At 34.9% G+C, this 12879-nt stretch carries 16 protein-coding genes; 10 read left to right on the top strand and 6 right to left on the bottom strand.

What is annotated here, in order from left to right; translation table 11 throughout:
- Position 1: 1 nt before the first annotated feature.
- From lpdA to J5J03_RS10440, 4 genes are all read left to right on the top strand, one after another.
- Positions 2 to 1411 carry a dihydrolipoyl dehydrogenase gene (gene lpdA, locus J5J03_RS10455; protein ID WP_208589390.1) on the top strand — a complete coding sequence of 470 codons (1410 nt, stop codon included), beginning with the start codon at positions 2 to 4 and terminating at the stop codon, positions 1409 to 1411.
- Between the two features lie 340 nt (positions 1412 to 1751).
- Complete coding sequence (locus J5J03_RS10450) at positions 1752 to 2660, top strand: polysaccharide deacetylase family protein (RefSeq protein ID WP_231710687.1); 909 nt, start codon at positions 1752 to 1754, stop codon at positions 2658 to 2660.
- Positions 2661 to 2879: 219 nt separating this feature from the next.
- Entirely contained in the window at positions 2880 to 3395 is a 516-nt protein-coding gene (locus tag J5J03_RS10445; RefSeq protein ID WP_208589389.1) for a TetR/AcrR family transcriptional regulator, read from the top strand.
- Between the two features lie 98 nt (positions 3396 to 3493).
- A complete protein-coding gene (locus tag J5J03_RS10440; RefSeq protein ID WP_231710686.1) occupies positions 3494 to 4411 on the top strand; it encodes a hypothetical protein in 918 nt (305 codons plus the stop codon).
- Positions 4412 to 4484: 73 nt separating this feature from the next.
- Here J5J03_RS10440 and J5J03_RS10435 read toward each other — a convergent pair whose 3' ends face one another.
- Positions 4485 to 5954 (bottom strand): aminotransferase class I/II-fold pyridoxal phosphate-dependent enzyme, encoded by a 1470-nt coding sequence (locus J5J03_RS10435; RefSeq protein ID WP_208589388.1) that lies wholly within the window; start codon positions 5952 to 5954, stop codon positions 4485 to 4487.
- Positions 5955 to 6098: 144 nt separating this feature from the next.
- Between J5J03_RS10435 and J5J03_RS10430 the strand changes: the two genes are divergently transcribed.
- A complete protein-coding gene (locus tag J5J03_RS10430) occupies positions 6099 to 6368 on the top strand; it encodes a UPF0223 family protein (RefSeq protein ID WP_208589387.1) in 270 nt (89 codons plus the stop codon).
- 102 nt (positions 6369 to 6470) lie between these two features.
- Here the strand turns inward: J5J03_RS10430 and J5J03_RS10425 are convergent, their stop codons facing one another.
- On the bottom strand, positions 6471 to 7091 hold the full coding sequence (locus tag J5J03_RS10425) for a YktB family protein (RefSeq protein WP_208589386.1): 621 nt from the start codon (positions 7089 to 7091) through the stop codon (positions 6471 to 6473).
- 141 nt (positions 7092 to 7232) lie between these two features.
- Between J5J03_RS10425 and J5J03_RS10420 the strand changes: the two genes are divergently transcribed.
- A complete protein-coding gene (locus J5J03_RS10420; RefSeq protein WP_208589385.1) occupies positions 7233 to 8036 on the top strand; it encodes an inositol monophosphatase family protein in 804 nt (267 codons plus the stop codon).
- 37 nt (positions 8037 to 8073) lie between these two features.
- Here J5J03_RS10420 and J5J03_RS10415 read toward each other — a convergent pair whose 3' ends face one another.
- Positions 8074 to 8244 carry a DUF5325 family protein gene (locus J5J03_RS10415; protein WP_208589383.1) on the bottom strand — a complete coding sequence of 57 codons (171 nt, stop codon included), beginning with the start codon at positions 8242 to 8244 and terminating at the stop codon, positions 8074 to 8076.
- Positions 8245 to 8363: 119 nt separating this feature from the next.
- Between J5J03_RS10415 and J5J03_RS10410 the strand changes: the two genes are divergently transcribed.
- Positions 8364 to 8747: a YlaH-like family protein gene (locus J5J03_RS10410; RefSeq protein ID WP_208589382.1), complete on the top strand. Its 384-nt coding sequence runs from the start codon at positions 8364 to 8366 to the stop codon at positions 8745 to 8747.
- 32 nt (positions 8748 to 8779) lie between these two features.
- Here J5J03_RS10410 and J5J03_RS10405 read toward each other — a convergent pair whose 3' ends face one another.
- Positions 8780 to 8986 (bottom strand): YlaI family protein, encoded by a 207-nt coding sequence (locus tag J5J03_RS10405; RefSeq protein WP_208589381.1) that lies wholly within the window; start codon positions 8984 to 8986, stop codon positions 8780 to 8782.
- Positions 8987 to 9255: 269 nt separating this feature from the next.
- Here J5J03_RS10405 and J5J03_RS10400 point away from each other — a divergent pair, with 269 nt between their 5' ends.
- The gene (locus J5J03_RS10400; protein ID WP_231710696.1) at positions 9256 to 9519 is read left to right on the top strand and encodes a hypothetical protein; all 264 of its coding nucleotides are present in this window, start codon (positions 9256 to 9258) and stop codon (positions 9517 to 9519) included.
- 87 nt (positions 9520 to 9606) lie between these two features.
- On the opposite strand, the gene J5J03_RS10395 is transcribed toward J5J03_RS10400, so the two are convergent.
- Complete coding sequence (locus tag J5J03_RS10395; protein WP_208589379.1) at positions 9607 to 10197, bottom strand: YhcN/YlaJ family sporulation lipoprotein; 591 nt, start codon at positions 10195 to 10197, stop codon at positions 9607 to 9609.
- An 86-nt stretch (positions 10198 to 10283) separates the two neighbouring features.
- Entirely contained in the window at positions 10284 to 10742 is a 459-nt protein-coding gene (locus tag J5J03_RS10390; protein ID WP_208589378.1) for a hypothetical protein, read from the bottom strand.
- Positions 10743 to 10936: 194 nt separating this feature from the next.
- Between J5J03_RS10390 and J5J03_RS10385 the strand changes: the two genes are divergently transcribed.
- Together J5J03_RS10385 and J5J03_RS10380 are read left to right on the top strand one after the other, a co-directional pair.
- On the top strand, positions 10937 to 11218 hold the full coding sequence (locus J5J03_RS10385; protein WP_153835369.1) for a YlaN family protein: 282 nt from the start codon (positions 10937 to 10939) through the stop codon (positions 11216 to 11218).
- Positions 11219 to 11491: 273 nt separating this feature from the next.
- Positions 11492 to 12685 (top strand): FtsW/RodA/SpoVE family cell cycle protein, encoded by a 1194-nt coding sequence (locus J5J03_RS10380; RefSeq protein ID WP_208589376.1) that lies wholly within the window; start codon positions 11492 to 11494, stop codon positions 12683 to 12685.
- Positions 12686 to 12879: the final 194 nt, after the last annotated feature.

Below are 12879 nucleotides of genomic sequence, written 5' to 3'. Positions count from 1 at the left end.
AATGGTAGTAGGAGATTTTCCGGTAGAATTAGACACTCTTGTAGTTGGTGCTGGTCCTGGGGGATATGTTGCGGCAATTCGCGCAGCACAAACTGGACAAAAAGTAACAGTAGTTGAAAAAGGTACTGTAGGTGGTGTATGTCTAAACGTTGGATGTATTCCATCTAAAGCATTAATTGAAGCAGGTCACCGTTACGATCATGCTCAAGGTGATGAGTCATTAGGAATTAAATCAGAAAATGTTTCTGTAGATTTTTCCAAAGTACAAGAATGGAAAGGCTCAGTTGTTAAAAAACTAACTGGCGGTGTTGAAGGATTATTAAAAGGAAATAAAGTAGATATCGTCCATGGTGAAGTTTACTTTGTTGATAAAAATACAGTTAAAGTAATGGATGACAAAAATTCTCAAACATATACATTTAAAAATTGTATTATTGCAACAGGCTCTCGTCCAATTGAATTACCTACATTTAAATTCTCTGATCGTGTATTAGATTCAACTGGAGCTCTTAACTTAAAAGAAGTTCCGAAAAAACTTGTAGTTATCGGTGGAGGATATGTTGGTACCGAATTAGGTAGTGCATATGCAAACTTCGGTACAGAAGTAACGATCCTAGAAGGTATGAAAGAAATTTTAGGTGGATTCGAAAAACAAATGAGTGCCCTTGTTAAAAAGAAATTGAAATCTAAAGGTGCAACAATTGTAACAGAAGCAATGGCTCAAGGTGTAGAAGAAACAGAAGACGGAGTGAAAGTTACGTATGAAGTGAATGGAAAAACAGAAACAGTTGAAGCTGATTATGTATTAGTAACAGTTGGACGTAAACCAAACACTGACGAACTTGGTCTTGAGCAATTAGGTATCGAAATGGAAGATAAAGGTCTTATCAAAATTAATGAGCAATGCCGTACAAATGTAGATAACATTTATGCGATCGGTGATATCGTTGCTGGACCTCCACTTGCACACAAAGCTTCTTATGAAGGTAAAATTGCTGCTGAAGCAATCGCTGGAGAAAATGCAGTAATTGACTATAACGCAATTCCTGCAGTTGTATTCTCTGATCCAGAATTAGCTACTGTTGGCTATTCTGAAGAAGAGGCGAAAGAAGCTGGTTACGATGTAAAAGCATCTAAATTCCCATTTGCAGCAAATGGTCGTGCATTGTCCCTGAATGCATCTGAAGGATTTATGAAGCTAGTAACACGTAAAGAAGATGGCTTAATTATTGGTGCTCAAATTGCTGGTCCAAACGCAAGTGACATGATCTCTGAACTCGGACTCGCTATTGAAGCTGGTATGACAGCGGAAGATCTAGCTCTAACAATCCATGCTCACCCTACTTTAGGTGAGATCACAATGGAAACAGCAGAAGTTGCTATTGGAACACCAATTCATATTGTGAAATAATAAAGTGACCAAAGGGGAGTCTGCTATGGCAGACTCCTTTTTAACACGCAACAAATACATAAATTGTGAAGGAACCTAATTCCTGCCTGTGTGTGGACATTTGTTCCGTTATTTGTGACAAAAAGTGCTTTTTTAGGAGCCCAGCGGACATCTATTCCGCTATTCCTCGAGAATAAGGCTAATTTTCACCGAAAGTAACTGAATAAGGGATTAAATGTCCGCCTACACTGAAAAACGACTGTTATTCCGCCAAATAACGCACTAAATGTCCGATCAACAAACAGGGTGGACTGGATTTTGTCTGGTTATCTTTCTAATTTTTGAAATGGAGGAATTGTTGTTGGTTAAAAAAAATATCTATACATTGCTGTTAGTGACATTGCTCATATTGGGTGCATGTAATGACACCATCAATGACGACGATGAAGTAGCTGAAGGTGAAGAAGCTAATACTGAAGAGACATCAACAGAGCAAACAGAAAAAGAGAATGAAGTAGAGGAAGAGCCAATGGTTACAGAGGAAAATGACGAGAATAAGACTGAAGATGAGGAAAAAAAAGAAGAAGAAACAGTACCAGAAATAACGGAACCACTGTATAAAATCGATGATAACTGGAGTGTAGTACCTCTAGATGAAGGTACGAACGAGAAGGTAGTGTTACTTACCATTGATGATGGTCCAGAAAAATATGCTTTAGAAATGGCTGAAACATTAAAGGAACTTGAAGCTCCGGCAATTTTCTTTGTAAATGGTCATTTCTTAGAAACTGATGAGAAAAAAGAACAATTACGTCAAATTCATGAGATGGGATTTGCAATAGGAAACCATACATATCATCATCAAAAATTATCAGATGTTGATGAGGAAACACAAAAACAAGAAATAATGGAGTTAAACGATCTTATTGAAGAAATAATTGGGGAAAAACCAAAATTTTTCCGAGCACCACACGGGGAAAATACTGATTATGCTACATCTTTAGTAGAGGAAGAAGGTATGCTTCTCATGAATTGGACATATGGATATGATTATTTTGAGCCATATATGGATGCAGAAAAACTCAAAGAAGCTATGATTTCAGGTGAAGCTCCCGAAATTGATATCTCATATTCGCTCTTAAAACCTGGTGCCAATTTATTAATGCATGACAGAGAATGGACTGCAGCTGCATTAGAAGATATTGTAAAAGGTTTGCGGGATAAAGGTTACGAATTCGTAGATCCAATGAGATTACAAGTACCGGAGTAATCGAACTCACCCAATCTTCCATTAATCTAAAAACACCTTCGAATAGTTGAAAAACTATTTCGAAGGTGTTTTTATATGTTCGAGCCAAAGCTAGTAGTGGGGAATGAGTAACAAAAAATATTAATCAAGGAATCCACGACATTTGCTTATTGACAAGACTCAATAAATATCATATTATTTATTGAGTAATAAATAAATAACCTACATAAGGATGATTAAATGGCACCAAGAGAAGATAAAAAAGAAATCATTATTGATAACGCTGTAGCAGTATTTGCGGAAAAGGGGTATTATAAAGCAACAACTGCAATGGTTGCAAAAGCTGCAGGGGTAACGCAGCCATATGTATTTCATTTTTTTACAAACAAGGAAGAACTATTCAAAGCAGTTATTGATCGTGCTTTCAGCAGAATTTACGATACGTTTTCAGAAGTTCAAGCACCTACTGATAAGTTAATTGAAACAATGGGGTGTGCGTTTGAACAAATTATTCAGACACACCGTGCTGAAGTGTTGATGGTTATGCAAGCACATGCAATTGCAGAGTCTGGAATTCGTGATCATGTAAAAAAACTGTTTCTTACTATGTTTGAATCCTTGACATTAAAATTTGAAAATGCAGGTATTTCAAATGCAAAACAGACAGCATCTCAATTTATAGGCACTGGTTTACTCATTACTGTTGCAGAAGTGTTGGATTTACCACAATTATTCCATAAAGATGATCATATGTAAGAAAGGAGTAATAAATCTCCTTTTTTTACACCAATATTTATTTATCAATAAATAAATATTGGTGTAAAAATAAACTATTCGAAAGAAGGGATTATTCCATGTTAAAATTCATGAAGTTAAACCGAATTGAAGATGAACCGTCAGTAAAGCTGTTTCAAGGGGAACGTTGGCTTATTATTACAGGCTTATTTGGATTTATACTTTCATTAGGTATTGCCTTTTTTATCCTTTTTCAAGGGCACATTAGGTTACCAGAAGGCAATATGAAGGATGCATTCTCCTTTAATGCAGCTATTGGTATTTTTATACTATCCATAGCTGCGATTTTACCCCTTGCAAGATTTAGTGATCGAAAAAGGAATATGATACGGTGGTTTTTTATCGTGGCAAGCATTTATGGATATGTCATTGAAACTGTTCAAAACTATAGAGGAATTAATCCACGCTTTTCTCGCGTAGGTGCGGAAATAGATATGATAGCGGGAATTTTATTTGGGATCCTTTCTTTAGTACTTGTAGTTTTAGCGGTCATACTTATGATTCATTTCTTTCGAATAAAATCTCCTTACGAAAGACCATTGCTCATATTGGGGGTTCGTTATGCCTTTCTTTCTGTATTTGCAGCCAATGTTGCTGGAATATGGATGATTTTACTTCAAGACCGACTTACAGGTGATGCAGGTAATCTAATTGTACTCCACGGTCTAGGATTCCATGCACTGCAAACATTAGTTTTACCAGCTTGTTTTTTAGAGAACACGCAGGTTAAAGACCACATCAAAAAAAGACTAATCCATTTAGGCAGTATTGCTTGGTTACTTATGATTTTACTTATCGGGATTCAATCTGGATTTGGCCGCTCCGTATTTGAATTAACAACCTTGCCTATCATAGCTAGTGTAATGTTGTTAATTTGGCTTTGTTCATTAATCAGTGCGTTTGTGTTTTTTATTAAACCAAAAAGCGACAACAACTTATCATTAGATCAAGCATCTGTTACACAGCAGAGTAGATAGACTAAAGCAAATGAACTGCCATTAGGTCATTAGAAAGTGGGCAGTTCATTTTATTTTACTTTAATTCATATTTTTATTTAAAAGCCGTGCGTTCTTTCAGTACACGAACAGTTGCTAATGTCTCATCCTCTAACCCTTGAACGGGTAAACCTGATTTAATATTTTCGGATATATAGTCTAGGTTTTCTTCAGAAATGATCTCTCCTGGAATGAAAATTGGAATTCCAGGAGGATAGATCATTATTGATTCTGCACTAATTCTGCCAGCAGATTCTTGTAAAGGTATTACTTCATATTCTGCATAAAATGCATCTCGTGGGCTAACTGCTAGAAGAGGGATTTCCGCAACAGAAACTTTAATTTCTTGTAGATTCGCACCGTCTTGATAATATTGAGATAAATGTCTTAAAGCATTTAAGATATATTCTAGATCTTCCTTGCTATCAGCGGGTGTTAAAATACATAATATGTTATACATATCCGATAATTCAACTTCTATTTGATAGTTTTCCCTTAACCATACTTCTGCATCATGTCCTGTAATCCCTAAATTTTTAACGGAAATAATAATCTTTGTCGGATCATAATCAAAGGTTGCTTCTGTACCTAAAAGTTCCTCTCCTGGACTATATAAATGAGGGATTTGATTAATTTCGTTTCTTGCAAACTCGGCATATTTTAATGTTTGGGTTAATAAATCCGTTCCATGCTGATATAAATACTTTCTCGCTACATCCAATGATGCTAGGAGAATATATGATGTAGAAGTTGTAGTCAACATTGACATAACGGTTTGGACGCGATCGTGATTTACCAGTCCTGCTTTGACATTAAGTACAGAGCTTTGGGTAAGGGAGCCACCTAGCTTATGGACGCTAGTAGCTGCCATATCTGCACCGGCCTGCATTGCTGATAATGGAAGTTTGTCATGAAAATGAATATGCACACCATGAGCTTCATCAACTAACACAGGTATATGAAATTGATGAGCAATATTTACAATTTGTTTTAAGTCAGCAGCAATACCGAAATAAGTAGGATTGATAACAAGGACAGCCTTTGCATCTGGGTGTACTTGTAATGCTTTTGCAACTGCATTTGGTGTTATGCCATGTGAAATACCCAATGTATGGTCTAATTCAGGGTGAATAAATATGGGTATTGCACCGGAAAAAATAATAGCAGAAGATACGGATTTGTGAATATTTCTTGGCACGATAATTTTATCACCAGGATTACATACACTAAGAATCATCGTCATAATTGCACCACTCGTACCTTGTACGGAAAAGAAGGTATGATCAGCTCCGAAGGCACCGGCTGCTAATTGTTGCGCTTCCTTGATTATACCTCTCGGATGGTGCAAGTCATCTAACGGCTCTATATTAATTAAATCGATAGCAAGTGTATTGTATCCGATAAACTCTTGAAATGACGGATCCATTCCTTTGCCTGCTTTATGACCAGGTATATGAAATGCTTTCGGGTCTTTCTTGATATGTTGTAGTATTCCACTAAAAAGTGGTGTTGCATTCTGATTCATGCTTTGTATAGTGCTCCTTTACCATTTGAAATATAAAGCAAATGGTATTATAGCAAATCCACTGTTGAATAGCTAGTTATATCGCTATACTTTCTAAAATGAACATGTTAAAATACGGGCGAATCCAATCGTGAGGTGTTGTAAATGAATTATAGTTATCCTATTGATGAAACATGGACGACTGAGGAAATAATTGATGTAGTTAATTATTTTTCATTAATTGAAAAAGCTTATGAAAAAGGGGTAGAAAAGCAAGACTTAGTTGCAGCGTATAATCGGTACAAAGAAATCGTCCCATCTAAAAGTGAAGAAAAACAATTAGATAAACAATTTGAAAAACAGTCTGGATATGTTCCTTTCCGTGTGATCAAAAAAGCAAAAGACTTATCTCCAAAAGATATATTAAAAATGTAACAGACAATGTTAGCGGAAAGATCGAGAGAACAGTAGCACACCTAGACTAAATGATGGTGCTAAAAAGGCTGAATATCTTTCCGCAACTTTGCTGTGTTTTTATTAGAGGTCCATGGAAGAGCGATATAAAGGTGCTAAAGTTTGTAATGTTTCTTTAATCTTCTCGATAAGCTTATCTCCATCCAATAATAGAGGGTCATTTGCTTCGATTCTACGTCCGATTAAAAATTCCCCTTTTTTAACTTTTTTAAAGCGCTCCAGCCCTTCTTGTAAATCAGCTTCGGAAAGGAGTGTTGCTTCATTTTTCATATGATCGAGTGAAATATGGTAGTCTTCAGGGACAAATTCTTTAATATCATCTATTTCACTTAAGAATTTTTCCGCAATGTCACTTTTATGTGGTAATTCATAAATAAATGCTAACCAGATGAAGAGATTATCATCCCATAAACCAACTTGAAAATGAGGATGTTTTTTATATCCTCGCTTATTATGACAATATGCTGACCAAGTATCTTTAGGTGGGTTGACTGTTCGTCTTGCGTGCTTTGCAATGTGTAAATGCATTTCACGTCCGGCTAATTCATTTAATTCTTCTTCAATTTCATCGTAAATACTTTTGAACTTGGGTTGAATTCGTTCTTGAATTGCTTCCATTCTTTCATCAAGTCCATCGATTCGGAATGTTTCAAAATCTTTTTGTTCAAATCCGTTAAATGTCATTTTGTTCACCTTTCAATTTAATTAGTATCATTTTAATATTATATTAATTATTATTTAATTGCAAAGAAATAGTATACATTTTTAAATTAACTGAATATTTGCTAAAATAATAAGTAGCCTAAGGAGAATGGAGGAAGGTTGATGGATGAAACCACTCGGCAACAAATTTTTGAGGACGCAAGAAAATGGGTTTATCAAGCCGGTAAACTAATTCGTGATCAAATAGATGATCCATATCAAATTGAAACTAAATCAGATGCGAATGACCTTGTAACTGCAGTAGATCGTTCAACAGAGCAGTTTTTTACTGAGAAAATAAGAGAAAAATATCCTAATCATTCTATCGTAGGTGAAGAGGGCTATGGTGATAAAGTAGAATCGTTAGATGGCACCCTGTGGATTATTGATCCTATTGATGGTACGATGAATTTTGTACATCAAAAACGGAATTTTGCCATTTCAATTGGTATTTATCATGAAGGCGTTGGAGAAATAGGGCTGATATATAATGTTATGGAAGATGTATTGTATAGCGGAAAAAAAGGTGAAGGAGCATACCGAAATCAAGACAAGCTACAACCACTAGGGGAACAGGTTAGCTTGGAAACAAGTATTATAGCTTTAAATAGTTCCTTAGCTTGTGAAAATAAACGAATTAATGAAAAGAAAGTACAGCAATTAATTAAAGATAGCCGTGGAACAAGGTCATATGGTTCAGCAGCATTAGAATTTGCCTTTGTAGCAGAAGGTATAGTTGACGCTTATTTAACGATGAGATTAGCACCGTGGGATTTTGCGGCAGGCTTAATTCTTGTAGAAGAAGTAGGCGGGGTTACGATCCAGGCAAATGGAAAACCTGTAAACCTTTTAGAGAAAAATACGATATTAACTTGCAATAGCAAAATTAAGCAACAGTTACTTGCTGAATATATTGAATTTAAGTAACATTTAAATACTAGCAGTCTTAGGATTGCTAGTATTTTTAACTGGTTTCTTTGTTCTTTAATGAGATACCATATCCCATTAGCGCAAATCCAACTAGGAATGCAATGACGATAAACCAAATGCTTCGAAGGGCTACACCAACTCCCGCAGCAGAAAATGCTAGGATCACACATAATGCTAAAAGAAATTTCGACAGTTGAAAATTCATTATGTCACCTCAAATAATTAGTAGTTAGTATTAGGATACCATATCTTTAATAGAAATTGTATTTATCAAGGGATTAAAGTATAATAGATTTGTTTGAATGTAGAATTTGGAGGTTTCACATGCAAAAAGAAACAGTAATTCAAGTACCTGACAATCTATGGCCAGTGGCTGATTTTTTTATGAGAGATTTAGGTGGGGAAGTAAATGTAGCTGATGAAGGGGAGATGGCCACCTTAATCAGAGGGTTTATGCTACTTTACCTAACAGTTGTGATTTTCGCCATATTCGCGTATAAATTTGGTTTTGCCAAAAAACTTTCGCCACTTAAATCACTCGTTATCTATATCTTATTAATTATTGGGACATTCTTTTTAACTTTGATTTTTGGTCTAAATCTCCCGTTAGCAGAAAGTCTATTCATTATCGCAGTAGTAATGGGAGTCTATCGTCTCAGGCTATCTCAAGAACGAAAACAAAATAATAACCAAAAAGCTGAGCAATAGAAGAATTGCTCAGCTTTTTTTAAAATTTTTGTTTATGATAAATACTGGTCTTGTACTTCTTTTTTTCGATAAAGTTTAAAATTACCAGTTTTATGTCTGTTGATTGTATTTTCTTTAATACGTTTATCGCACTCAGGGCACATATACGTGTGGATGAGCCGATTACGCAATTTCTTAGCTTTGGGGCAATCATTATCGATTTTATTTATTTTATCACAAATGACACATTTTACTCGCATTGTTTCACCTCAAATATAAACAGTACCTATTTCTCATTATTGTAACACAAATTTCACATTTTTCATATTTCACATAATTGTTAGTGGCTAAGGTCTTAGTTTTTCTTTCATTAGTCAGTCATGTCCTGTTTGTCGTACTTTGTATATTCAAAATATCACTACTTTAAATGAACTTGCCTAAATATTTTAAGTAATATTAACTTGTGAAAAAAATGTTTTAACGATTGATGTCTGGGTATAGCTATAATAAGAAGAAATGCGAAAGGATGATGAAGGTGCGCAAAAGAAGTATAGTAGGAATGATAGGAGCAGCTGGGATAACTACCTCTATATCGTTTGTGTTAATGGATAAGTCGAAAAGAGACAGGCTTATGAATAAATGGAATGAATGGAAAAATTCTATGCAAAAGAATGAATCTCATTTACCAATTGAAGAAGCTGGCGACCCGGGTAAAGATAATTTAGAAAATGCAGATATGGTAGCAGAGGGGTCACAATTTGGAGTTCACTATTATAATAAAGTAAGACAGTAAAAAGAAGTCGGGGCATGAATTAACTACAAAATAAAACCGCATGAAATAAATTATTTCATGCGGTTTTATTTTGTTCAGTTTCAATATTTAACGATTTGTCTGATGGTTTGATTGCTCTTCTTTAATTTCTTCAAGCTGTTCTTCTTCATTTTCTTCCATTATTTGCTTATTTTGGTCTTCGTTATCCGACTGATTTTCGTTTAAAGGTAATTCTGGCATCCAGCGACCAGTAATGTTAGCCAGTTCTTCTGTAATAGCTTCAATCGGATGACCATCCTGGATTTTTTGTCCCATACCTTGTATTCGTTCATGTAAGTCAGCATCAGCTACGATAATTGCTTTTCTTCCAAATGGGTCATGTTCTAAAGCTTCCAAAACGGAGAATTTGATTGAACCTACATGTGAACGGTCTAAATCTTCATCGACATCTATGCTGACGATGACACCACGATTCGTAATTAGAGCAGATGCATCATTTACATTCGGCACCTTACTTGCCAAATTAGCCAAATATTGTGCTTTTTCTTGATTACCCATATCATCTGTCGTTGTTGGATCAGAGTTCTTAACTTGAACTGCTCCAAAGTCATCCGAATTCTGAGCGAATTTATTCTCTTGTACATCCTGCTGACAACCAATCAAAACAGCTAAAAAGCACAATAAATAAATGTACTTCATAAAAAAATCCCTCCTTCTTCTCTGTATATTTTTTGTTTAAATTAATAAAATATACTTGCGAGAAGAAGAAAGGAGGTACAACATATCTATCTTAGTTCAATAACCTTAATTCCCTTTATTGGTTCATCCCGATTTGAACCATCTCCATAATATAAATAAGCAGGACCTTTTTCTTTTATTTGTTTACCATCAATAGAAAATAATAAAAACGATTCCAATAATTCACCATATGTAATTTTAAATTTGTTATTATCTGTTGTATTTAATATTGCTTCGGATACTTGTTTATCTGCTTCAGCATTTTCAATGAATTCTTTAATAGGCATAAGATAGGAATGTTCTAATAATTCCTTCTTATTATACTTTTTTATACTATGATTGACAGGTGGCTTATTTAATTTACTATTGGATTCGATTACATCTTCATTTAGAACAGTAGATGGCGTAAATGCCTCTTCTAATTTCACTTTTCTGTCATCAAAAATCCATACACTTGGGTCGAGTGTTATTGGATATTTAACATTGCCCTTAATTTGAATGATCACTTTACTTCACCTCTTTAATTTACGTTACTTCTTAGGATAGCAAACAATAAAGGAAAATGCATTCCACATCCATTATTCTATTAATTTAATACTATTTTAATTTATCGAGAATATATATAATAACAGTAATCTTGCATTTTTGTCTTTTTCACGATAATATTAAAAGTAGAAGTTTTAATACGGAGGGGATTTAGTTGATACCTGAAGTGGCTTTAAGTAAAGAAGAGCAAGCCTATGCCCTTCTAAAGGCAGATGCGGATAAAATTTTGCAATTAATAAAAGTTCAGATAGATAATTTAACGATGCCACAATGCCCTTTATACGAAGAAGTATTGGATACACAAATGTTTGGTTTATCAAGAGAAATAGATTTTGCTGTGAGGCTACATTTAATAAGAGAAGAAGATGGAAAAGCATTATTAGAAAATCTTGAAAGACAGTTGAATGTTTTACATGAGGCATCACAGAAAGCATAATGTTTTAACACGTAAAAACTTTGCCAGACTAGGCAAGGTTTTTGTATTTAAAAGCAGATTTATCAGGGTACTAATCTTCTGTAAGCCCTACTTCAAGTATCAAGTAAAACAAGGTAGCTAAGTGAGAATGAACAGACGCTAACACTAATGATCAGTGGGGGTCAAAACCCCTATTAAACATAGTCCTACTTTATATAAAATGTCCTATGTTAAAAGCTTACTTGATTATGATAAAATAAGAGTAATAATCTACAAGATTCTGAGGTAATCGTTATGAAACAAAAAACTAAAACGTTTGACTTTTTATTGATGATATCACCATTGTTGTTAGCTGGTTTCGGTGTAGTTATGGTGTATAGTGCGAGTATGGTTACATCGGTAGTAGTGCGGGAAGATCCGGCTTATTCTTTAGCATTAAAACAAGCTATGTATTTGCTTATTGGTTTGGGGTTCTTTCTATTTGCTAGCTTTTTTAAATACACTTTGTACCTTAAGTTAACGAAGTGGATCGTTCTTATCATGTTTATTAGTCTTATCTGGGTAGATTTCTTTGGAAATACTTTAAATAATGCAAAATCATGGGTGGCGATAGGTCCATTTTCCGTACAGCCAGCAGAATTCGTCAAAATTGGTTTGATTATTTATTTGGCTGCCATTTATACAAAAAAACTCAATTACATAGACGATTTTTTTAAAGCTGTTATACCTCCGTTAATTATTACGAGTGCTCTAACAGCATTAATTATCAAGCAACCCGATGTCGGTACAGCTGCAATTGTTTTCGCCATTGCGTGTACAGTAATATTTAGTTCGGGAATAAAGTTTAAACATTTGTCGTTATTGGTACTTACTGGTTTGATTGTATTAAGTGCAGTTGGATTACATATGGTATCCGATGAAAGAATTTCGAGGTTTACTGGGGCTTATCAACCATTTGAAGATATCGCTGGGGATGGATATCAGCTTATACAATCATACATAGCTATTGGTACAGGCGGATTATCAGGTGTAGGGATTGGACAGGGCATTCAGAAATTAGGCTATTTAACTCAAGCTGAAAGTGATTTTATTATGGCCGTTATTGCTGAAGAACTAGGTCTCTTCGGTGTGTTATTTGTGCTGGTGAACTTAAGTATTATTGTCATAAGAGGGTTATTTATCGCTAAGAAATGTGAGAATCCTTTTGGTACTCTTTTAGCAATCGGGATTTCTTCCATGGTTGGCATACAAGCTGTTGTTAACTTAGGAGCTATTAGTGGATTACTACCGATAACGGGTGTGCCTTTGCCATTCGTGAGTGCAGGAGGATCTTCATTAATTATGCTATTATTCTCTGTTGGTATTTTAAATAATATTGCCCGCCATGTGAATTATCAACGATTTAATGGTGAAACAACTGAATCGGAAGAAACTAATTTCCAAGATACGCGAACAACAGGTAGATTAAGAAGGAATTATTCATCATAAAAAGCAAAGCTGATCATGGCTTTGCTTTTTTGGCTTGTAAGGAAAGTATATAAACATTGGTATCACAACTTTTTAGAGATTTTAATGCTATATTTTAGTGTTTTTATGGGGTAGTAATCCAAGTTTTTAGCTCTGACATATGTTGTAGAGCAGATCTTAGCGGAGGCCGACCGCTTCCACTCCTGTGGCAATTG

This window comes from Gracilibacillus suaedae (genome assembly GCF_017599345.1).
In the GTDB taxonomy this organism is placed as follows: domain Bacteria; phylum Bacillota; class Bacilli; order Bacillales; family Amphibacillaceae; genus Gracilibacillus; species Gracilibacillus suaedae.
The sequence above is the reverse complement of the archived record's forward strand: the minus strand, read 5'-3'. Positions and strand labels throughout refer to the sequence as shown.